At 63.2% G+C, this 19,526-nt stretch carries 24 protein-coding genes; 17 read left to right on the top strand and 7 right to left on the bottom strand.

The features are described from left to right. Nucleotides 1-500: 500 nt before the first annotated feature. The gene (locus tag FHX74_RS08325; protein ID WP_182559587.1) at nucleotides 501-971 is read right to left on the bottom strand and encodes a hypothetical protein; all 471 of its coding nucleotides are present in this window, start codon (nucleotides 969-971) and stop codon (nucleotides 501-503) included. Between the two features lie 301 nt (nucleotides 972-1,272). On the opposite strand from FHX74_RS08325, the gene FHX74_RS08320 reads away from it, so the two are divergent. Then, on the top strand, nucleotides 1,273-3,153 hold the full coding sequence (locus FHX74_RS08320) for a hypothetical protein (RefSeq protein ID WP_182559586.1): 1,881 nt from the start codon (nucleotides 1,273-1,275) through the stop codon (nucleotides 3,151-3,153). A gap of 68 nt (nucleotides 3,154-3,221) precedes the next feature. On the opposite strand, the gene FHX74_RS08315 is transcribed toward FHX74_RS08320, so the two are convergent. Beyond that, nucleotides 3,222-3,944 carry a helix-turn-helix domain-containing protein gene (locus tag FHX74_RS08315; protein WP_182559585.1) on the bottom strand — a complete coding sequence of 241 codons (723 nt, stop codon included), beginning with the start codon at nucleotides 3,942-3,944 and terminating at the stop codon, nucleotides 3,222-3,224. Nucleotides 3,945-4,147: 203 nt separating this feature from the next. Here FHX74_RS08315 and FHX74_RS08310 point away from each other — a divergent pair, with 203 nt between their 5' ends. The 3 genes from FHX74_RS08310 to FHX74_RS08300 all read left to right on the top strand — a co-directional run bounded on the left by FHX74_RS08310 (nucleotide 4,148) and on the right by FHX74_RS08300 (nucleotide 5,422). Continuing rightward, complete coding sequence (locus FHX74_RS08310; RefSeq protein WP_182559584.1) at nucleotides 4,148-4,369, top strand: hypothetical protein; 222 nt, start codon at nucleotides 4,148-4,150, stop codon at nucleotides 4,367-4,369. A 149-nt stretch (nucleotides 4,370-4,518) separates the two neighbouring features. Further along, complete coding sequence (locus tag FHX74_RS08305) at nucleotides 4,519-4,767, top strand: hypothetical protein (protein WP_182559583.1); 249 nt, start codon at nucleotides 4,519-4,521, stop codon at nucleotides 4,765-4,767. Nucleotides 4,768-4,912: 145 nt separating this feature from the next. Beyond that, nucleotides 4,913-5,422 carry an AAA family ATPase gene (locus FHX74_RS08300; protein ID WP_182559582.1) on the top strand — a complete coding sequence of 170 codons (510 nt, stop codon included), beginning with the start codon at nucleotides 4,913-4,915 and terminating at the stop codon, nucleotides 5,420-5,422. A gap of 366 nt (nucleotides 5,423-5,788) precedes the next feature. Here FHX74_RS08300 and FHX74_RS08295 read toward each other — a convergent pair whose 3' ends face one another. Then, nucleotides 5,789-6,697, bottom strand: coding sequence for a protein kinase family protein (locus FHX74_RS08295; RefSeq protein WP_182559581.1), 909 nt, complete (start codon nucleotides 6,695-6,697; stop codon nucleotides 5,789-5,791). 230 nt (nucleotides 6,698-6,927) lie between these two features. On the opposite strand from FHX74_RS08295, the gene FHX74_RS08290 reads away from it, so the two are divergent. From FHX74_RS08290 to FHX74_RS08270, 5 genes are all read left to right on the top strand, one after another. Further along, the gene (locus FHX74_RS08290; RefSeq protein WP_182559580.1) at nucleotides 6,928-7,251 is read left to right on the top strand and encodes a MazG nucleotide pyrophosphohydrolase domain-containing protein; all 324 of its coding nucleotides are present in this window, start codon (nucleotides 6,928-6,930) and stop codon (nucleotides 7,249-7,251) included. 312 nt (nucleotides 7,252-7,563) lie between these two features. Then, nucleotides 7,564-7,980: a hypothetical protein gene (locus FHX74_RS08285; RefSeq protein ID WP_182559579.1), complete on the top strand. Its 417-nt coding sequence runs from the start codon at nucleotides 7,564-7,566 to the stop codon at nucleotides 7,978-7,980. A gap of 272 nt (nucleotides 7,981-8,252) precedes the next feature. Further along, nucleotides 8,253-8,777, top strand: a complete 525-nt coding sequence (locus FHX74_RS21075) for an NUDIX domain-containing protein (RefSeq protein WP_328823707.1) — start codon at nucleotides 8,253-8,255, stop codon at nucleotides 8,775-8,777. Nucleotides 8,778-8,779: 2 nt separating this feature from the next. Then, a complete protein-coding gene (locus FHX74_RS08275; RefSeq protein WP_182559577.1) occupies nucleotides 8,780-9,487 on the top strand; it encodes an HAD family hydrolase in 708 nt (235 codons plus the stop codon). A gap of 397 nt (nucleotides 9,488-9,884) precedes the next feature. Further along, nucleotides 9,885-10,226, top strand: coding sequence for a hypothetical protein (locus FHX74_RS08270; RefSeq protein WP_182559576.1), 342 nt, complete (start codon nucleotides 9,885-9,887; stop codon nucleotides 10,224-10,226). Nucleotides 10,227-10,425: 199 nt separating this feature from the next. Here the strand turns inward: FHX74_RS08270 and FHX74_RS08265 are convergent, their stop codons facing one another. Continuing rightward, nucleotides 10,426-10,809 carry a TlpA family protein disulfide reductase gene (locus tag FHX74_RS08265; RefSeq protein WP_328823725.1) on the bottom strand — a complete coding sequence of 128 codons (384 nt, stop codon included), beginning with the start codon at nucleotides 10,807-10,809 and terminating at the stop codon, nucleotides 10,426-10,428. Between the two features lie 875 nt (nucleotides 10,810-11,684). On the opposite strand from FHX74_RS08265, the gene FHX74_RS08260 reads away from it, so the two are divergent. The 6 genes from FHX74_RS08260 to FHX74_RS08235 all read left to right on the top strand — a co-directional run bounded on the left by FHX74_RS08260 (nucleotide 11,685) and on the right by FHX74_RS08235 (nucleotide 15,214). Next, nucleotides 11,685-11,990: a hypothetical protein gene (locus FHX74_RS08260; protein ID WP_182559574.1), complete on the top strand. Its 306-nt coding sequence runs from the start codon at nucleotides 11,685-11,687 to the stop codon at nucleotides 11,988-11,990. Next, the gene (locus tag FHX74_RS08255; RefSeq protein WP_182559573.1) at nucleotides 11,987-12,160 is read left to right on the top strand and encodes a hypothetical protein; all 174 of its coding nucleotides are present in this window, start codon (nucleotides 11,987-11,989) and stop codon (nucleotides 12,158-12,160) included. Before FHX74_RS08260 ends, FHX74_RS08255 begins: the two co-directional genes overlap by 4 nt. A gap of 231 nt (nucleotides 12,161-12,391) precedes the next feature. After that, complete coding sequence (locus tag FHX74_RS08250) at nucleotides 12,392-12,811, top strand: hypothetical protein (RefSeq protein ID WP_182559572.1); 420 nt, start codon at nucleotides 12,392-12,394, stop codon at nucleotides 12,809-12,811. A gap of 75 nt (nucleotides 12,812-12,886) precedes the next feature. Further along, on the top strand, nucleotides 12,887-13,378 hold the full coding sequence (locus FHX74_RS08245) for a hypothetical protein (protein ID WP_182559571.1): 492 nt from the start codon (nucleotides 12,887-12,889) through the stop codon (nucleotides 13,376-13,378). A gap of 35 nt (nucleotides 13,379-13,413) precedes the next feature. Continuing rightward, complete coding sequence (locus tag FHX74_RS08240) at nucleotides 13,414-14,433, top strand: phosphotransferase enzyme family protein (protein ID WP_182559570.1); 1,020 nt, start codon at nucleotides 13,414-13,416, stop codon at nucleotides 14,431-14,433. Between the two features lie 247 nt (nucleotides 14,434-14,680). Then, entirely contained in the window at nucleotides 14,681-15,214 is a 534-nt protein-coding gene (locus tag FHX74_RS08235; RefSeq protein ID WP_182559569.1) for an HIT family protein, read from the top strand. A gap of 226 nt (nucleotides 15,215-15,440) precedes the next feature. Here the strand turns inward: FHX74_RS08235 and FHX74_RS08230 are convergent, their stop codons facing one another. Beyond that, nucleotides 15,441-15,923 carry a hypothetical protein gene (locus FHX74_RS08230; protein ID WP_182559568.1) on the bottom strand — a complete coding sequence of 161 codons (483 nt, stop codon included), beginning with the start codon at nucleotides 15,921-15,923 and terminating at the stop codon, nucleotides 15,441-15,443. A 303-nt stretch (nucleotides 15,924-16,226) separates the two neighbouring features. Here FHX74_RS08230 and FHX74_RS08225 point away from each other — a divergent pair, with 303 nt between their 5' ends. Both FHX74_RS08225 and FHX74_RS08220 read left to right on the top strand, forming a co-directional pair. Then, a complete protein-coding gene (locus tag FHX74_RS08225) occupies nucleotides 16,227-16,529 on the top strand; it encodes a hypothetical protein (protein WP_182559567.1) in 303 nt (100 codons plus the stop codon). 492 nt (nucleotides 16,530-17,021) lie between these two features. After that, nucleotides 17,022-17,525 carry a hypothetical protein gene (locus FHX74_RS08220; protein ID WP_182559566.1) on the top strand — a complete coding sequence of 168 codons (504 nt, stop codon included), beginning with the start codon at nucleotides 17,022-17,024 and terminating at the stop codon, nucleotides 17,523-17,525. 117 nt (nucleotides 17,526-17,642) lie between these two features. On the opposite strand, the gene FHX74_RS08215 is transcribed toward FHX74_RS08220, so the two are convergent. Together FHX74_RS08215 and FHX74_RS08210 are read right to left on the bottom strand one after the other, a co-directional pair. Beyond that, nucleotides 17,643-18,440, bottom strand: a complete 798-nt coding sequence (locus FHX74_RS08215; protein WP_182559565.1) for a nucleotidyltransferase domain-containing protein — start codon at nucleotides 18,438-18,440, stop codon at nucleotides 17,643-17,645. A 144-nt stretch (nucleotides 18,441-18,584) separates the two neighbouring features. Then, a complete protein-coding gene (locus tag FHX74_RS08210; RefSeq protein WP_182559564.1) occupies nucleotides 18,585-19,493 on the bottom strand; it encodes a serine hydrolase domain-containing protein in 909 nt (302 codons plus the stop codon). Nucleotides 19,494-19,526: the final 33 nt, after the last annotated feature.

Raw genomic sequence — 19,526 nt, 5'->3', positions numbered from 1 at the left:
TGCGGCGACGGCCGCTGGCCGTCGCCGACCAGCGGGATCGCGTCCTCGAGGCCCCTCGTACGGGCTGGAGGTGAACCGAACCGGCTGGCCAACTGGTCCGATCGACAGGACCAAGGAAGTGGACGAGGAGACCGATCAGCTGTCGTGGTGGGAGCCGCCTCGGGGATTCGAACCCCGGACCTACGCATTACGAGTCGGCCGCGGGACGCCCTGCTTCGCCCGCCTCCGCCTGGGAGTGTCCACTCAAGGGTGTCGAAGTCAGGGCCGTTGCACGAGCTTGGCTGCCATCATGGCTGCCGGACGACGCCACCTTGCAGATCTGCCGCGGCGCCGGATTGCAGCCGTGGCGTCCAGCGTCGCTCCCCCGGCCTTCAAGCTGGGCGGGACTGCTGCATGCGAATCACCCTTTTACGGTTCGCGGAACGCATCCTGAGCGTCGATGCCGTCCGTGCCCGTCGACATCGATAGGCTCACCGCCCGCAGTGTTGTCACCGAGACAGTCACTCACCAGCGCGCCGCTTGGCTTCAACGAGCAGCTTCGCAAGGTCGTCAAGCTCCTCTCTCACAACTCGAAGCACGTCCTCGCCATTGAAGATGCCTCCGACGAACTGCCAGCCCGTCGAGATACGTACAACGTCCCCAGAGGGGACCGTTCTTTGGCTGGTTGACTCGCCCATCAGTGAGGTAGTTGTTGTCTTGATCGTGCCATCAGAACTGAAAACCTGAAAAAAGCCGGCTTCTTCCACTTGCTGATCGAGCCTCTTCAAGGCTGCGTTGCGCATCTCAGTGATGGCTCGGCGGCGCGGGGTGAGCTGCGAGCGCCACCACGCTAGGACAGTTGGGCTAGCGGACTTGAGGCCTTCATTAATTTGTCGTCTCACGCCTGCCAAGAGATCAAGGACGTAAGGGAGTCTGTCCGGGAACTCGAAGGGCGCACCGCTGCTAGCGTGAGCGCTCAGGTCGGCGACCATTCGCGCTGCTCGCTCCCAGGCCGCCTGCGCCCTCTCGAGTCCCATCGGGCAAGTCTGCATCAACTTTTCGCGACAAAGCTAGTCGGGACGCTCGACTCGGGGGGCCACCCAAGGTCAAGATTTCCTGAACCCCTCAGTGAAGGCAGGCAGCATGACATATTATGTATGCCCAAGCAATGTTCAACGGCGCTCCGGTATTAGTGGCTTCCGGCTGGCCGAGCCGCAGTGCTGAGGCGACTAATTCCGTGGTGGCTTCTAGAGCCACACGACTTTACGTGCTCGGTCTATGTACAATGCTGTAATGTACTGGCATCGTCGCAAACCGACCGTGCATCCGCTCAATCTCTATGCACAGACCTCCGTCTACAGCATGGCCTTTTCACTAGCGGCTGGCGTAGATCTCTCCAGTGCCGCGGAAAGGCTGCTCCGGGTCGGTTGGGCGCGAACCTCAACGACGCCGGCTGAAGCTTCTGTGCGTGTCGCCCACAGATTTAAATATGTCGAAAAATCACAGCGTGATCTAGACTCGATTATCGACTTCATGACAAGGCTGAATGACCAGGAAGTTCGCATGTCGAGCTTGCTGACCGCCCACCCCTTGCTGTCTGCGAAGATCTTTCTGCCAGCGCTGTTAAGGCGTAAAAACATTGACGCGAAAGAAGAGCGTTCCGGGTCTGGTAGATACGACGCACAAATCGCGGAACTAGCAAGTTTGCGACAGGCGGCCGCAGTGGCTGTGGAAGAAGCCCAAATACTTGGTGGCCTTCGGAACGCAGTTGATCAATTTGTCTATAGTTACGGATATCTAGAGTCTGAGCCGTATGTGCGTCTTCAGGCTCGACCCGCCTTTGTCAGGTGGGCGGACGACGGAGTCGACGGCGAGCCGCGGCAGGTGATGGTCTGGTTGACACTCCATCGGTCAGGGGCGGCGATACTAACGCTAGTCTTCCCGAATGAAAGTCTTGGAGATGTCGGCCACCTCACTGCGCTTTCTTCCGTAACCACCCAGTTTCTGCGGGAGGTTGAAGTGTCGAGTGACATTGTTGGCCAATGTAGGCCAATCTTCCGCGAAAAACGACTCATTGACGGCGTAGAGCAGCCGGCAATTTCAGAAGGAGCGAAGACTGTCGTCTTTAGCCCTGCTGAAGACACCCAAGAACAGTCGTACCCATTTGCTCCCGAAGACTTGGGCGTGCTCTACCTCGACAGCTTACTTTCAGTTCTCGGTCTAACTACTTCCTATTGGCTCTGGTACACCACGCTATTCTGTGATGGCCAGAAAGGCTGCTGCCTCAGCCTCGTTGAGGATCACAAGACAGAACTCGGGTCCGTCATCTCGCGCTTAGGTAAAGGGGAGGTTGTACTGCGAGGGCGCGCGCTCGATGAAGTCTTGGAGGACGTCATGTTCCAAGATAGCGAGTCCCTTTGGCTTGCAGTGGGCAATGCGTTGCACGTGCGTCGAAGGGCATCGACGAACGTGCTGTTTTCGCAATTTGCAGTCGTATCCGCAATTGAGCAGTATTTGCTGCAATTCTGGCAGCTGACCATGATCGATGAGGCGACATCTAATCCAAGCCAAACCAGGCGAAAACTCTTGTGGGCGCAGATGCAGCTTGCAGCGGGTCTCGTTGAGTACAAGCGCCGGTTCCACAGCCAGATCCAGTTGCAGGCAGTCGTCGATAGGTTGCTCGGGATGTCGAATGCCGATCAACTTTATGAACGACTGAAGGACCGTGTTAACGGTCTACATGCGGTGTCCCAGGCATTTGTGGCAGAGAAGCGAGATCGACGTGCCGGTTTTTTCACACTTCTTGGTCTGATCGGCACCGTAGTCTTTGGCCTGCCGGCGTTGCGTGATGCGATTACCATTGTTTCCGGGATGTTTCCTCAAGAGTCAGTTGTAGTGCAATTCACTCAAAAGACGGGTGGCGCATCCGCGCTTGCGGTTTATACGGTGGCGTTAGCCGCGCTTTTCTTGCTTATTGTAGCGATTATTCAGTTTCTTGGTCTTCAGATGCACCTACCAAGGAGGCAGTCAAAGAAGTTGGCTCAGATTGGAATTCAATGGAGCCAGCAGCCCTTCAATGTCGTTCCGTCAGCGCATCGAATAGCTTGGCGGCATCCCACGTTGCCAGAGGGCCGCGAGGAGCGAGGACCGGCCCGCAGCGAGCGCAGCGAGTGAGGACACGGACCGCAGCCGCGGCGAGCGCAGCGAGCCGCCTTGATCTCATAGAGCCAAATTCGGCAGTGCTACTCGCTGGCGTTCTCGGAGGCCTGGGCTTGACGGTGGAGTCTGATGCGTCGGGTCACGCTGGTGGCGGTGCCGCCGAAAGCTTGGGCGAGGCGGGTGGCGTTGACTCCGGCTCGGTGTGCGGCGTCGAGTTCGGCTGGGCTGGCTGAGATGTCGGCTGGCTGTCGGGTTGGTCGCATGGTGGTGTGTTGTCGTAGTCGTTTGTAGAGCGTGGCTGTTGGGATGTCGAGGCTGTTGGCCATGGAGATGATGGTTTCGCCGGCCTGGTAGCGCTGGGCCAGTTCGGGCCAGGGAAGGCCGTTCAGCCAGGCCCGGTAATCGCGGGTTCGTGCGGTGGCGCGGACACTGCGCCCAGCTCGAGGGTTGGTCGTGGTGGCGGGAGTGGTGTTGAGGGGTTGGACGGTGAGGTGGCGCCAGATGGTGGCGCGGCTTACCTGGTAGGTGCGAGCCAGCTCGGTGACGGTCGTCCCGGCCGCGTGGCGGGCGCGGAGGTCGTCGTCGCTGACGGGCAGCTGGATGCTGGGTGGTCCGCGACGGATCGGATCATCGGAGGCGATCCGGCGGGCCAGAGTGGCTCGGTTGATTCCTAGCTCGGCGGCGAGGGCTTTGACGCTTTCGCCGGCGCGCTGCCGGGCGGTGATCTCGGTCCAGGGCAGCGAGTCAAGCCAGGCCGCATAGACCTTCGACATGACCGGCACGCCCGGTCGAGGTGGAACCTCCACGACCGCAGCCTGCCAGTCCTGAAGGCCAACCGCTCAGTGTTGCTGCAATCAAACGTGTGTTCGATACTGGTATGGTGGCGACGCGGGACAACTTGACGGTGGCGGCTCTGCACGGGACGGCGTGGCGGCGGGCGACCGAACGAGGCTCCGTCCATGCGGCGGTCGCCGAACTTAGGGCGATCGCGGACGGTCGAGCTGATCTGTTGGCGCAGACCGCCGGCACGAGTGTCGGCACCTGGGTGGCCTCACCGGCTACTCATATCGGTACCGAGTTGCTGCTGGCCGGGCTGTGCATCTACGCCGGCGCGGACTTGAACCAGCTCGAGGAGCATCTGCGGGTCGGGTTCGAACGGGGCCGGCGGTCGCTCGGGCCGGTGTATGGGATGGACCTGTGGCGCCGTGCCCACGGTGGCCAAATCGTGTAGCAGTTGAGGCCCCCTCACTGAGAATCAATGCGGGCGGGCTATATGCGACACCTCGCAGTTGACCAGGCTCGACAGTCGCAAGCAGCGCTGCATGAGCCTGGCTATGTCGCCGAGCCGGCCCATTTGGGTCGCTAGGAGGGACATCTCGGATGGCGACCGGCAACCGCACGCTCCGCGTGACCACCGGCAACCGCACGCTCCGCGTGACCACCGGCAACCGCACGCTCCGCGTGACCACCGGCAACCGCACGCTCCGCGTGACCACCGGCAACCGCACGCTCCGCGTGACCACCGGCAACCGCACGCTCCGCGTGACCACCGGCAACCGCACGCTCCGCGTGACCACCGGTTATCGCACGCCTCCGCGTGACCACCGGTTATCGCACGCGTCCGCGTGACCACCGTGAACTGCACGCGTCCGCGTGACCACCGGCTACCGCACGCTCCGTTGGGAGTACCGCCAGCTGCTAGATCGCTCCACGCAGCGCCTCAAGGCCCTCGTGGGCTGCGGTTTGCGTGCAAGCCCTCCTAAGGTCTTTTGGTGTGACTCTGACGCTGCTGTGCGGGCACTCCTTCTCCGGCAAGAGCACGCTCGCCGCCGGACTGGCCGAACTCGGTGATGCCGAGGTCATCAATCTGGATCAGATCAATGCGGCCCGAGGACTCGACGGCTCCAAAGCACTGCCACTCGAGGAATGGGCGAAGACGAACGACCTGGCGCACCGTGTCGCCGCAGAGGCGTTGCGCAAGGGCCGCCACGTCATCGTGGACGACACCGGATCCCCTTGCTTCATTCGAGACGCTTGGCGTGAGGTTGCGGCTGAGGCCGGTACTTCATTTTCACTGGTCTGGGTCACCATTGACTCAGCGCGGCAACGCGAGCGCGTACTAGCGAACCGGGAGAAGCGTGGCCGGATGGATGTTTCAGATGACGTCCTCGCTGCTCACGGGGACAGCTTCGAGCCGCCGACAAAGGAAGACCCGATTCTGGTCGACGCGGATGACACTGCGGACCCTGACACTCTGCACAGAGTGGCGCTAGCTGTCTTCTGAGACCTGAATACCGAGGGAGACAGCGTCCGAGCGACCACCGGCTACCGACTGACAGCAAAGCTGACTTCCTCGTCCGAGAGCACCCCTTGGCGTCATAGCCTGCAGCCGTGGGATACGACCCTTGGCGGGAAGAGGCCAACCGGTTGGCCGGGGCTTTGGTGATGAGTATTCCTGCCTCGCTGGCCACTAGTGTCGGTTTTGCCGTCTCGTTCGGACAGGGGTGGCGTATGGGACTGCTGTGGGGAGCGGCGACCTTGGTTGTATGCCTCGCCGTCGTCCTAGCCGCGATCCGTGTTCGGCGCCGTCGACGGACACCTCGCGAGTAAGACTGTCTCCAGCCCACTTCACCACCGGCTAGTCCGAGTGCTACAGGACTACCCGCTCGTCGACGATTCCAAGCATTGCCTCGACCGCCTTGTCAGCGCCTGTCTGGACCGCCCAGTGAAGCTCGTAGACCAGGCGTGAGGCCCAGTAGCGGCGCAACGTCTCCGGGGGGACGCGTTCTGCCAGGATCTGGTCGAGGTAGCGGACGGCAGACTCACGGTCCTGGCTGACGGGTTCGCGCTCGAGCTCGAAGCACAGCTTAACCAGGGCACGGTCCCGATCGCCTCGGTAGATACCGAGGTTCCAGTCAACGATGCCGCTGACTGTCCCGTCGGACATCAGGATGTTGGAGGGAGTGAGGTCGATATGGAAGGCGTCGTTGCCTAATCCGTCCTCCGGGTGGTGACCGAGTGCGTGGATGTGTTCGAGGACCCGGCGGGTGGCGCGTGAGTGTGCTGCGATCTGGTCGTGTCTGGCGGTGACAGGGTCGTGGTCCGGGACTAGGCACATCGGTAGAAGGGGAACGTCGGTGCGGTCGGCCAGCGCGTCGCGGAACGCGTCGTTGGCCGCCACGATGGCCTGCAGTGCGTCGACGGAGGGGATGCGCGGCGGCGGCAAACCTGGCAGGCGTTCCTGGACGAAGTAGATGCTGTCCTCGAGCTCGACGACACGGCGGTGCGCGGCGATGGGCAGCCCTTGCTGGCGCAGCTGGTTCGCGATGGCGGCGGTCTGGTCGGCGTGTGCCCTGGGACCATGGAACCGTGTGACGACACCTGTCCGACCGTCGCCCAAGTCGATGAGGACCCCGCCGCCGAGGGTTCCGGTGCTGGCTCGTCCGGTCGCGACATACCTCGTGCCGGCCTTTCGGTTGATTGCAGCGACGCGCGCCACGTCGGGGTCGGAGGGAGACCGTGGACCGTCGGCTCCTTCGCTGCGGTCGTCTGAATTCACCTAACGACTGTACGGATCAACCACCGACCTCCGTCTCCCTCGACCACCGGCAACTGCACGCGTCCGCGTGACCACCGGCCATTGCACGCGGCCGCGCGACCACCGTGAACTGCACGCGTCCGCGTGACCACCGGCAATCCCACGCGTCCGCAAGACCACCGACGACCGCCTTGGCCTGCGCTCGCCAACTTCGCCAGCTCGGCCTGGGAGCCTGCCTTTATGGTGGCGATGTGAACAGCACAGGACAGGACTTCCTGGAGATCGCACGCGGTTACCGGGACACGTTTCCCGATGGCGACCGCCCCTTGCACATCTTGGCCCGCCTCACCGAGGAGTTGGGTGAGGTCGCCGAAGCCGTCGCGCATCTCGAACGCCACGGAGCAAAGGTAGCCAAGCATGGCGAGCCAAGCATTGACCACCTCGCCGAGGAGATCCAAGATCTCATCCACAACGCCTTCGCGCTCGTCCGGTACTACAGCGCAGAAGCCGCCTTGGACGACTGCGTGCAGCGAACTCTTGATGCCTTTCGTGAGACTGATCGCCTTAACACCTGACACGGGTCTGTGGACCCACCACGCTCGGGCCGAGTGATCACCGGTCACTGCACGCGCCCGGTGACCACCGTGAACTGCACGCGTCCGCGTGACCACCGTGAACTGCACGCGTCCGCGTGACCACCGGCTATCGCACGCTTCGGATGACCGGCTGGGAACCGCATCACCTAGCAAACCCAAACTCGTCGTGACGTGAGGCTCTTAGCAGTTGCTCGACTGAGCTGACCTCAATGCTGCCGCAGTACATGCAACATTTGGCTCGTGACGACAGAGGAGAGCGCCTTGCCTCGGGGGGTACCCGAGAGTGGCGACGTGGGCTTGGGGCGGCACCTCCAACGTCCGCGGCGCTTCCTCGTCTTCTTGGTCGTCATCGCGATCGTTGCTGCAGCCCTCCCTGTCGTCCGGGTCGCCTACGATCTTTTTGAATGCAGCTCCCCGTCGCAAGCCACACTCGATGCCCAGCGCGATTTCGTGATGAGGCACATCGCGGCACGGAACGTTCAGACCGGAACCTATGATTGCGACAACAATGGGGCTGGCTTTGTCTCCTTCACGTCCGAGCTTGCGCCTGCTGACGTCCAGGCGACCTTCCTTCGGGATCGTGTGTGCAAGTCAGCAGCCGACGAGTTGACCGTTCGCTGCAAGTCCTCAGGCGAGACCGTGTACATCTCGTTCCGCGAGCTTGATGGCACCCCGACCTTGACCTCTGGGGAACTCAGCGTCGACTAGCGATCCCCCTTTTAGCAGTGGTGGTCCCGGCAGGAGCGTTGATGCGCGCTGCCCGACGACCAGCTACCGCACGCGTCCGCGTGACCACCGGCTATCGCACGACTCGCGCTGAGGAGGGAGCACGCTACCCAGGCCGCGCTGTACCGGTCGATAGGCTGAAGGAGTCTGGGGCTGACCCACCCGAAGCTGAGCGGGCATCTGTCCTGCCTAGCGGGTCAGTGTATTTTAAGGGCTTGACGGCGCTCTGACCTAACGAGACATCATGAGGGCAAATGGCAGCTGCAAAAGTAAGCCTAGTAGTGTCCGGCATCTTACGTAGCGGGGACCAAGTGGTTCTCGTTGAAAACTCGTCTCCATTTGGCCCTCAGTGGTCGGCCCCGGGTGGCAAAGTCGAGCCTGGTGAGAAGCCTATCGAAGCGACAATACGTGAGATTGCCGAAGAGACGGGGCTGAACGTGAAGTCTCCGACTCGCCTTGCCTATGTCACACATATGCTCATGCAGAATGACGCGGGGGGCATGGATGGTTGGCTGGCGATTGGGTTTGAATTCCTGTTGCGTGAGACCGTTGAGCTCCCTCAGAACACGGACCCCGGTGGCAACGTAAGGTCGGCTTCGTGGCTGTCTCTGGATAGGGCATCTGAGTTGGTGAAGTCAACGGCCATAGCTCCCGTGGCTGCCGCCTTCGCCGATTACTGTATCGACAAGTGCACAGGACGGACTCCCTTCTACCAGTTCGATGTTGCGGTCGACGGCACGATGTTCACTACGCAACGGAGCCCATTCCTAAGTCTTTGAGGATGGAAGGCGCGAGCATGCTCAAGGCCGTATTGTTTGACCTCGATGAGACTCTGATTGATCAAAGATCAGCCGCAGACGCAGCCGCCACCGAGTGGGCCTGCCGCCACTGCGGCGAGGGCGAAGGCGCCGTCGACAAGTGGCGTGCCCTCTCGGAAAAGCATTACGCTGCTTTTCAGAGGCGAGAACTCACATTTCAGGAGCAGCGTCGGCGGCGGGTGCAGGATTTCTTGCAGGTAAAGGCAGGTAACGACGAGTTGGACCAATTGTTCGAGGAGTACCTCGAATTGTATGAGTCCGGCTGGAGGGCTTTTGAAGATGCTGGGCCCGCGTTAGATGCAGCGCTTAATCTAGGTCTAATCGTAGGGGTGTTGACCAACGGTGATGCCGGGCACCAGCGCCTCAAGTTAGAAAAGTGTGGGCTGTCTTCGAAAGTAGATGTGTTTATCGCCTCATCACTTCTCTCAGCAGCAAAGCCTGCTCCTGAGGCGTTTCTGGAGGCCGTCGCGATCATCGGAGCTTTGGCAGAAGAGTCATTGATGATCGGCGATTCACTGAGTCAAGACGTACAAGGTGCTCTCCGATCTCGACTTCGAGCTATTTGGTTGAACCGCCAGCGCTCATCCGTTCCGGCTGGAATTTGTGCCGTAGCTTCGCTCGGTGAGATCCGATGGGAACTTCTGGCCGACGCCCGTCAATGCCAGAGGTAGGTCGCCAAGATCTCTACATCGGGTGTTGGTCCAGCCTGTAGGGAGGAGGTGGGGCTCGAGCTGGGGTGTGGGTGGGTCCTTTGTGATCGGCGACAGCCCAACATCCTGGAGCAAAGCGCGCCTCCGCGTCACGACGGCGTCCCGCGCGAGCGAGAGCTTTAGTCAACAATCGCCGGGACTGACGTGGCTGCAGCCGCGGTAGCGCTCCCGCATCAGTCTTCTGACCACCGGCAACTGCACGCGTCCGCGTGACCACCGGCTAACGCACGCTCCGCGGGACCACCGGCTACCGACGCGTTCGGGTGAGACCGGCGACTTTGATGCTCTCTTGCGTTGACCGGTGGTGTGGCACGCTCCGGCCATGGTCTCTCCTGTCGTCCCGGGTCGGAGATTGCAGGTGCTGCTCGACCAGGGCCTTGAGCGCGTCGTCGTGGACGTGGATTACGGAGCGGATCCGATCTGGGCATTCAGGTCGGAAGGCGTCGTGGGCAACCTGGACCTCGACGCCTTCGGACTCGAAACTCAGCTCGTCGACGCTCTGCGTTCGTGGGCCCGAGACTGGGAGAGCGGGGTCGCTGCGGTGTCAGCGGGTGTTGAGTCGTCAGCCGATCGTGAACAGCGGTGGCGGGCGATGGGCCGGACGCTTGCGAACCGCTTGCAGTCCGCGTTGCGCGGGCACCTGCTTGTCCATTACGCCTTCGATGCGGATCCCGAATCGCCTGTCTGGGATCAGAGCTAGCTCCCGTAGGAGAGCGCGAGGGAACCCGACGAACACCGGCCGCTGCGGGCGTCTGCAAAACCACCGTCAACTGCACGCTCCGCGTGACCCCCGTGAACTGCACGCTCTGCGTGACCACCGGCAGTCGAGCGCGGGCCGAGGAGGGCGACGCTCGACCGGGACGGGTTAAGGGTCTCTTTGTGGCGGCCGGCCGCGGGTTCTAGCGGCCGTGGTTTACGGCCTCGATTTCGGTCAGGAGTGTGTCGGCGTTTACGGGCCCGAGTATCCGCACGGCCAGCCGTCCTTGCTTGTCGAGCACGATCGTTGAGGGCAGCACGTCAGTGGGGAGGTTCCCCGCCAGCTTGTCGAGTTGGCTGTCGGCCGGGTCGTAGATGTTGTCATAGCGCAGCCCTCGCTGCCGGAGTAGAGCTGAAGCCTTCGACCGTGCCTCGTCATGGCTGTCCACGCCGACGAAGACTGCTCGATCCCCGGCCCAGTGACTCGCTTGTGCGAGGGCTGGCGCTTCCTTTTGGCACGGAGGACACCATGAGGCCCAAAAGTTGATGACCACGACTTGACCGGCAAGACCAGCAGTGGACACCACACCGCCCCTGTTCAGTGCCGGCCCTTGGAGCACCGGCACGGTCTTGCGCTGCTCTGGTGCGATCTGGGTGGTTCCTGGGTGAGGCGCAGGACTCGGGCCAAACGTGCTGGCGGGTTGTGAGTGGGCACAACCTGCGAGGACCGCAACGGCAACAGTGATGGCTGCCGTCACCGCCCGTTTGGAGGTCACTGCGTCATTGTCTCAGTGGGGCGCCTGCCGGGCTTGGTGCCTGGTGGAGCCAACTCAGTGGTCTAGGTCGTCGATACTGGGGCCCGATGATAGAACGGGTTGCGCGGTTCGTCGGTGAGCTGCGGGTGGCGCTGATCCGGGACGGGATCAGGACTTTCGGTGGTGGTTGGTCTGTGCAGCCAGCGATCGGATCTGATGGATGGAACCAGACTCGGATCGTGATGCGTCTCGGCTTCAGTCCCCGGGAGTGTGGTCATGCGATTCGGGTCTCAGGTCGAAGCGCCGCGGGTCTTTGGCCAGATGATCCGTTCGAGTTGGTGGCGTTGCGTCTCATGCTGACGCACATCCAGGAGGAGCTCGACACCCGGATCTTTGGCGAGAGGTTCGTGGTGTTGCGATTTCCGCACGGCGTGGCACAGGTCCGGCCCGACCCAACGATGTAACTAGCGACCCGCTGAGAGCTGTCTTCACCTTCGGGTCGGCCCTGATCTTCCCCTGCAACGGGGCCTATTTTGTCCCGGTCGGACGCGGCAAGGTCGGCCACCCCGGCTCGGACTGATGCAGGCGCCCGTGCGACCACCGGTTACCGCACGCGTCCGGGTGACCACTGGCCACCGCGCGTCTGGGCGACCACCAAACTTGCATATCCGGCCGTCGGTGCGACTGCCCCCTGGCAAGCTGCCAATGTGACCGACGAGCAGGAGCGGACGATGCGCCAGCGCTTCATCCGGTTCTGGACCGGACCTTCGCGCCCGGACCGGCCCAAGGGCGCTATGACCGGGTCCTTGGGGACCTCAATCGCCGCCGCTCTACTTTGGACCGTCATCGGTGGTGCCCAGATCGCAGCCGGCTTCTGGGATCACCGGTCGTGGTGGTTCCAGGGTCTCTGGGTGGTATTGACGGGCGTGCAGATCGTTCTTTATACGCGGTCCGCGATCCTCTGGTACCTGTCGAACAAGCGAGCTCGAGCCACGGACCAGGCCTCCCGGTGACCCTTCGTCAAGGAGTCGTCCTCGCCACGCTGGCCTTCTTCACCTTCGCCTTGTATAGCCTGTGCGCCTGGTTCCACGTCCCGCTCTGGGTGATGGTCATCGTTGCGCTGGTGGTCGTGGCGCTCGCTGTGCTCGTAGACCGCCATCGCGCCCGCCGCTATCGACCGTGAAGCCGCCGGTACCAATCGAGACAAGGGGCAGCTCGCATCCGTCGCACCGCGCTGATCAATGACGACCGCACGCTGATCGGCGGGCGTCATTTCGATTCAGCAGCCAATCGGCGGTGCTTGAGCCCGTGCGCGTCCGCGTGACTACTGGCAACCGCACGCGTCGACCGGACGATCGGCACGCGCGCACCATATTCGGAGGCGCCTGCGCTGGTTGCGGCCTATCGTCCCGGCATGTTCGGATTCAGGCGCCCGCGGGAGACTTGGGAGGACCCCGCAGTCCCGCTTGTCGAGGCGCTGCTGACGGCGGCCGTCCAAGCCGAAGGCGGCCCGGAGCGGCTCCCACTGGGCCAGGTACCCGCAGAGATGGCTCTCTGGATCTGCAGCTGCATCACCGTCGACGACTCCCCGACTTGGCTGATCTACACAACCAGTGACGACAAGCTCGTCTGGCGCCGTGTCGCTGACGGTGTGAATGTCTTCGACGAGGTCGTCGTACCGCGTCGAGAAGCCGGCGGTCACGCCGACCCAGCTGATGTCCTCGACTGGCTGCGGGGGGAGTCTCTGACCCCCTGGGGGAGCCTTGGTAGCGGTTGGACCGACGAAGGAGTAGTAGACGTTCTTGGGGAGAGGATCCGCTCGTCGGCCCCTTGAGTTGGAGCAGCTTGACATCGGGTGCGCCTTCATTTGCCTATAGAAGTCCGACGACTGGATGCGACGAGTGTCCGCGTGACCACCGGCTATCGCACGCTCCGCGTGACCACCGGCTATCGCACGCTCCGCGTGACCACCGGCTATCGCACGCTCCGCGTGACCAACGGCTATCGCACGCTCCGCGTGACCAACGGCTATCGCACGCTCCGCGTGACCACCGGCTATCGCACGCTCCGCGTGACCACCGGCTATCGCACGCTCCGCGTGACCACCGGCTATCGCACGCTCCGCGTGACCACCGGCTATCGCACGCTCCGCGTGACCACCGGCTATCGCACGCTCCGCGTGACCACCGGCTATCGCACGCTCCGCGTGACCACGGTCATTGCACGGGTGCGCGTGACCACCCGCCACCTCGAGGTCACGTCTCGTCTGAGTGGCCTCATGTCCGCAGCGGTCGACCCGTCAGACGGAAAGCCCGAGCGGGCCCGGCGCCGGGCAGAAGTCGACTGGGAAAGATATTGCGTTGCCACAGCAGCTCCTCATCGCTCAAGCTTCGGCAGATGAGCACACCCGATTCGATGCAACCCTGACCCCGATCGATGCGTGAGAAGCCAGCCGAGGGCGATCTCGACATACAGCTGCTTCAAAGCTGCTTGGTCGATCAGTACGGGCTGCAACCGACACTGATCCGCCGATTCTCTGCGGATCACCCTACGTTCCTCGTCGAGTCGGATGCTGGTGCCTATGTCGCCAGAATTGGCCAGGGCGACCTGGAGCGCCAGGCCGGCGTGCTCGAGGCTCTGGCAAACGCCGGCTTTCCCGCAGCGAAGCTGCTGCGCGCACGGAACGGAGCGCCGGTCACGAAGCATCGGACCGGGTCGAGGCAGGACGAGCTCCTTGTCATGGACTATATCGAGGGCCGAGCGCTGTCGCGGGACCCTGAAGATCTGTATCAGTTCGGCTCCTCGCTTGGACAACTCCACCACCATGGCCACGGCATCGCCGCTGCCATGCCGCGGACCATCGACGGCGCCCCAGTGGTCGAGCGCGCAGGCATGCTGCCCGCCAACGAGCTGCGGTTCGCGCTCCGCAACCTCCTGCCATACGAACACGACCTCCCCAATCGGAACACTGCACGGCAGTGGAAGTCACTCGTTGATGCCTGCGCAGACGGCCTCGAGGAGCAGACCGGCCTCACGCAAACCTTCCTCCACGGAGACGCGCACCAATGGAACTGTGTTCGAGCTGAATCGGGACAAGTCCACTTCTTCGACTGGGACAGTTCTGGATTTGGGCCAGCGATCATCGACTTGGCGTTTGCCCTCCTCTCCTGCGCCACCGGCGGGCTCATCTACCAGCCGGACCACGCGGAGTCAGCGTCGATCGATGCGTTGCTAGCCGGATACAGCGAGCACATGATTCTGGCCGGCGCCGATCGCGATGGCCTCGAACGTGCCATCGCGTTCAGGGTTCTTGTTTGTGCTGGTGTCGGGTTTGGTCACTTCCTCGCCGCCGGGAAGGACCCGATGCAAGAACCTACGATTCAGTGGTCGCTCGAACGGCTCCGCACGGTAAGGGCACTTGCCGAGACGGCTAAGCGCAGCCTTCGCTACTGCTGAAGGCGCTTCAAGATGGGGCACTGTCCACCGCAACGGCACACGGCCGCGTGACCACCGCCAACTGCACGCGTCCGCGTGACCACCGGCTACCGCACGCTCCGCGAGAACACCGGCAACTGTGTGTGTCTTCGGAGGGAGATTGTGCGGCTGAGACACATGTTGCTTTGGTCTGGGACATGCCACGTCGAGATGGCCACTCTTGTGTGACCCTGGAACTGTGCGCGAAGTGAGGAGCAGTGAGGTCGGAGTGCCCACCACGTTCATCCCGCGTCGAATGCCGACGAGGGATGAGGTGTTGCGGTGGTCGAATAGACGGGACCAGGTTGCTCAGACTGTCAGCAGTTTGCTGGACCGTAGCATCTGCTACACCTGCCGCGAGATGTCTCACGGTGACGTCTTGGGTCCGCAGGATCTGATCGTCGATGAAGCGGACGTTCGGGTGACGTTGGCGCTCGATCCACGCGCGCCCGGGCATTCCATTGTTGTCTGGAAGTCCCACGTTCAGGACTTCACTGAACTAGATGATGGCGAGACCGCTCGACTCTTCACGGTGTGTCGTGATGTGGCGCGCGCTCTGCGTGCGTCGCTCACGGGTGTTGAACGGGTCTATCAGGTCACGATGTGCGACGGGGAAGTCAACCACCTGCATATTCAGTTGATCCCTCGTTACGAGGGTTCGCCGATCGGATCGCGACGACTAGTCGATCCGCGTGGGCCTGTCCTCGATGGAGCCGACCTGGCCCGCGCCGTCAAAGCGGCCTTCGATGCCGCGCGCTCTTAACCGCTGGCAGGCGAGCTTTCGGTAAGTCATCCTCCGCGCAATCGTGCTCGAGCGTCGACGGCCGCGCGGCTCGCGTGACTACCGGCTATCGCACGCTCCGCGTGACCACCGGCAACCACACGCGTCCGCGTGACCACCGGTCCCTGTGTGCGACTGCGTGACCACCGGCAACGGCTAGTCCCCGCTCGGCCTAGCCGTCCGAGTTATGCGGCGCTTGGGTCTGTACTTATCCGCCATCTGCCTTGCGGAACCGGCCACGCAGCCACTCTGCAGCAGGAATGAGCAATGCCCTCGTCACTGCCTGCCCCCAGGCGCCGCAGATGGCAACGGATGTCAGCCAGAGGAAGCTGAGCCCGAGAGCGCTTCTTGCCGCAACCAAGTCTCGAATTAGGAGCTCAGGAGCGGCGCTTACGAGACCCTGCGGCGCAGCTCGCACACCCTCGATGATGACGAATATGCAGAATGGCGCTCCAGCAACTGCGAACCAGGTGAGTCCAATATGGATTCGTTCGGCGGTCGAGCGGGTCAATTGTCGCGACAGGACCACGGCCGTCGCATTCAGGTTGGCCTTCTCGTCGCCGGGTGGCAGCTTCTCTGCGATAGCTAGGTACCGCTCCACTCTTCGAACTAGGCCGACCTGACCAGTCACACGAGCAATCACAAGGCCGCCTGCCACAGACAGAACCGCAGCAACGATAACGGTCAGCACGTCCAAACCTTAACTGCTGCGAGCGTTCGACTCCGGGGGTAAGAAGAGGTGGGTGCTGGGAGCGTCCGCTCGACCATCGCCTCCGTCCCAACGTGCGGTGAAACGATCAGGTCATGCGTTCTGGGACGGTTGGGCTCGACTTCAGCCCCGCGACGTGGCGCCGATCGTGGACCGGCTATCGCACGCTCCGCGTGACCACCGTGAACTGCACGCGTCCGCGTGACCACCGTGAACTGCACGCGTCCGCGTGACCACCGTGAACTGCACGCGTCCGCGTGACCACCGTGAACTGCACGCGTCCGCGTGACCACCGGGTATCGCACGCTCCGCGTGACCACCGGGTATTGCACGCTCCGCGTGACCACCGGGTATTGCACGCTCCGCGTGACCACCGGGTATTGCACGCTCCGCGTGACCACCGGGTATTGCACGCTCCGCGTGACCACCGGCCACTGCACGCTCCGCGTGACCACCGGCCACTGCACGCTCCGCGTGACCACCGGCCACTGCACGCTCCGCGTGACCACCGTGAACTGCACGCTCCGCGTGACCACCGTGAACTGCACGCGTCCGCGTGACCACCGTGAACTGCACGCGTCCGCGTGACCACCGTGAACTGCACGCGTCCGCGTGACCACCGTGAACTGCACGCGTCCGCGTGACCACCGTGAACTGCACGCGTCCGCGTGACCACCGGCCACTGCACGCGTCCGCGTGACCACCGCCAACTGCACGCGTCCGCGTGACCACCGCCAACTGCACGCGTCCGCGTGACCACCGCCAACTGCACGCGTCCGCGTGACAACCGGCTATCGCACGCTCCGCGTGACCACCGGCCATCGCACGCTCCGCGTGACCACCGGCAACTGCATGCGTCCGCGTGACCACCGGCAACTGCATGCGTCCGCGTGACCACCGGCAACTGCATGCGTCCGCGTGACCACCGGCTGTCGCACGCGTCCGCGTGACCACCGGCTGTCGCACGCGTCCGCGTGACCACCGAGCTCTGCCGAGGCCTAGCACGACGTGTCGCTACCCCACTTGTGACTGCCACGTTCGGCGGTACCGATCAGCAGCTCGTCTTTTAACCTCGTCTGCATGAGCAGTGAGGGCATCGTGTTGGAGATGACGACACCGTCGCAGTTGCAGCCGAGCCCACGACTCAAGCAGTTGGAAATTCTCGCAGCCCCGGATCCCGCGGCTGCCGCTTTGCGACGCCTGTACCGAATCATCTGGGAGCCGTTGGGTGGCGGCGGTCGTAGCCGCTGGACTGAGCAGCAATGGGCAGATGAGCTGTCCGAGCCCGGCATGAAGGCCTTCATAGGACGCATGGGTCGTGCTGATGTAGCGATGGCAGAAGTCGGCTGGTCTGGGCGAGGTGACGCAGCGTTCGTGGTCATCGGAGTGGTGCCGACGATGCAGGGCGTTGGAATCGGTGGAGACTTCCTGACCCGCCTCACCCAGCTCATGTGGTCAACGCCTGCACCGAACGGCCAGCTCACCGAGCGGGTCTGGCTGTGGACTCGGCCGGACGAACACCCGCACACCGTCCCGAACTACCTAGCCCGCGGCTTCGTCTACGGACCAGACCTGCGGCCTTGAGGTGAGTTCGGACGGGTGGCGGAACCGTCTCGTTCAACCACCGGCAACCGCACGCGTCCGCGTGGCCACCGGCTCCGCTCAGCCGCCTCGACTAGGAGGCGCACCCCGCTCGTCGGATCATTCCTGGGATCTAGCGAGTGTCTGGATGGCTTCGGTTACGGGTCCTTCGATTGGGCAGGTGGGGCGGTCCTTGCCGGTCCGAGCGGCCCATGCGGTGAGGAGCTCGCCGTACCAGTGGGCGGTTGCCATGAGTGCCCGCTGAAGCTCAGCGGGTTCACTACTCGCCGGGTAGATGAAGTCGAGCTGCTGGACCAGCTGAACGTCGTGGGCGTCTCCGATCGACCCGATGCGGTAGGGATCTCGGTCGAGCAGGGTAAGCAGGTTGTTACCGATCAGATCGTGGAGGCCGGTGCGCGCGATGTGGCGGCGGCCGTGGAGGGTGAGCGCGGTGAGCTTGGCTAGCCGGCCCCAGGTGTCATCACAATCGACGCGAGCATCAAAGGCTGAGGGTGTCGCCTGGGCTGCCATGTCCTGCTCGAAACGGGCCTGGACGTCGGCGCGGTCGATGAGGAACTCGACAGGGCCCTCGAAGCCGTCCCACATTGCCATGTAGGTCTCGTCGATGGTGAAGTCGAGCATGGCCAGGTCGAGGGTGCGGGCCTGCCAGCGGTAGGGCCGTTGCGGCAGCACCTCGGTCACCGCTGCCGGCGCACCGAGCAGACGGTCGGTGATGGACAGTCGATCTGCCCAGATCGCGTCCCGTTCGCCGGGCTCGGCGATCACGATGAGGTCCAGGTCAGACAGGGGCGTCGTGTCACCTTGGACGACGGAGCCGTGGATCAAGGCGGCCCGGATCCGAACGTCCACTCGGACCCACCTACGTGCGCGTTCCAGCGTCTCGAACACCCGGTGCACCCGGGAAGCCTGCGGGCCAGGAGGTCGCCCCGCAAGTCAGTTTCTCCAGCCGCCGCTTGGTGAGCGTCCGCGTGACCCCGGCTATCGCACGCTCCGCGTGACCACCGGCTACCGCACGCTCCGCGTGACCAACGGATTCTGTGTTCACAGTGTTGGAACGAGCTCGTCCCAGACCGCGTCGAGGATGTCGGTGGTTGCCTGCTCGTAGTGCGAGGTCAGGGTGATGCATGCTTGCTGCCGCGGAAAGATGATGCTGAACTGGCCGTACAGTCCATCCATCCGCCAGGCGTCGTCTCGGTCGCAGTGCCAACAGTGCAGTCCGTAAGCGCCCTGCACTCCCTCGAGGTTGGAGCTGATCGCCTCATCGTGCATCAGGTCGACGTAATCGCCAGGGACAACCTGTCTCCCGCCGTGCTGTCCCCGGTTCAGCAAGGTGATGCCGAGCCGCGAGACCTCCTCGGTGCGCAGCTGCAGCCCGACCGCGCCCATCGAAAAGCCGAGCGGGCAACGCAGCCACTGGGGATTGCCGATCTTCAAGGGCACGAAGAGCCGTGGCATCAGATAGTCGCGCATGTCCTGGCCGCTGACCGCGGAAATGATTCGGCTCAGCAGGTAGGAGTTCCCGCCGCGGTAGGCAAACTGCTCGCCCGGTTCAGCGTCCAGCGGTGTCGAGAGGATATCGGCGGCCGGGTCGCCAGGATGGTCGTTGTCCTCGCCCTGCCAGCGGTAGCCGATTCCCGAGGTCATCGTCAGAAGTTGATGGATCGTGACGGCATCGATGCCTGGTGCGGCGATGGCCGCGAACTCTGGCAGGAAGGTCAGCACGGAAGCTTCGAGGTCGAGCAGCCCTTCGGCGCGGGCCATACCGATGGCTACGGAGGTGAAGGTTTTGGAGACCGAGTAGACCTCTCTGCGGTCATCGGAGACCCAGCGAACAGCGATCGGCGCGCCATTCCGGGTATGGATGTGTAACCCCTCGACTCCAAGGTGTCGCTCCGTCACCGCGTGTCGGAACCGCTCGACCCCAGCTTCGATGCTGCTCGCTCTCGGCATGCGCCGCAGCTTAGGGACACCTCCACCGGGCGT

The organism is Microlunatus kandeliicorticis, assembly GCF_014137855.1.
GTDB classification, from domain to species: domain Bacteria; phylum Actinomycetota; class Actinomycetes; order Propionibacteriales; family Propionibacteriaceae; genus Microlunatus; species Microlunatus kandeliicorticis.
This window is presented reverse-complemented; position numbering and strand designations above follow the sequence as displayed.

Excerpts from the sequence above, each read along its gene's own strand:
- FHX74_RS08325 (WP_182559587.1), bottom strand. The coding sequence starts at position 971 with ATGGTCGCCGACCTGAGCGCTCACGCTAGCAGCGGTGCGCCCTTCGAG.
- FHX74_RS08320 (WP_182559586.1), top strand. The coding sequence starts at position 1,273 with ATGTACTGGCATCGTCGCAAACCGACCGTGCATCCGCTCAATCTCTAT.
- FHX74_RS08305 (WP_182559583.1), top strand. The coding sequence starts at position 4,519 with ATGGCGACCGGCAACCGCACGCTCCGCGTGACCACCGGCAACCGCACG.
- FHX74_RS21075 (WP_328823707.1), top strand. The coding sequence starts at position 8,253 with ATGGCAGCTGCAAAAGTAAGCCTAGTAGTGTCCGGCATCTTACGTAGC.
- FHX74_RS08275 (WP_182559577.1), top strand. The coding sequence starts at position 8,780 with ATGGAAGGCGCGAGCATGCTCAAGGCCGTATTGTTTGACCTCGATGAG.
- FHX74_RS08250 (WP_182559572.1), top strand. The coding sequence starts at position 12,392 with ATGTTCGGATTCAGGCGCCCGCGGGAGACTTGGGAGGACCCCGCAGTC.
- FHX74_RS08240 (WP_182559570.1), top strand. The coding sequence starts at position 13,414 with ATGCGTGAGAAGCCAGCCGAGGGCGATCTCGACATACAGCTGCTTCAA.
- FHX74_RS08220 (WP_182559566.1), top strand. The coding sequence starts at position 17,022 with ATGAGCAGTGAGGGCATCGTGTTGGAGATGACGACACCGTCGCAGTTG.
- FHX74_RS08210 (WP_182559564.1), bottom strand. The coding sequence starts at position 19,493 with ATGCCGAGAGCGAGCAGCATCGAAGCTGGGGTCGAGCGGTTCCGACAC.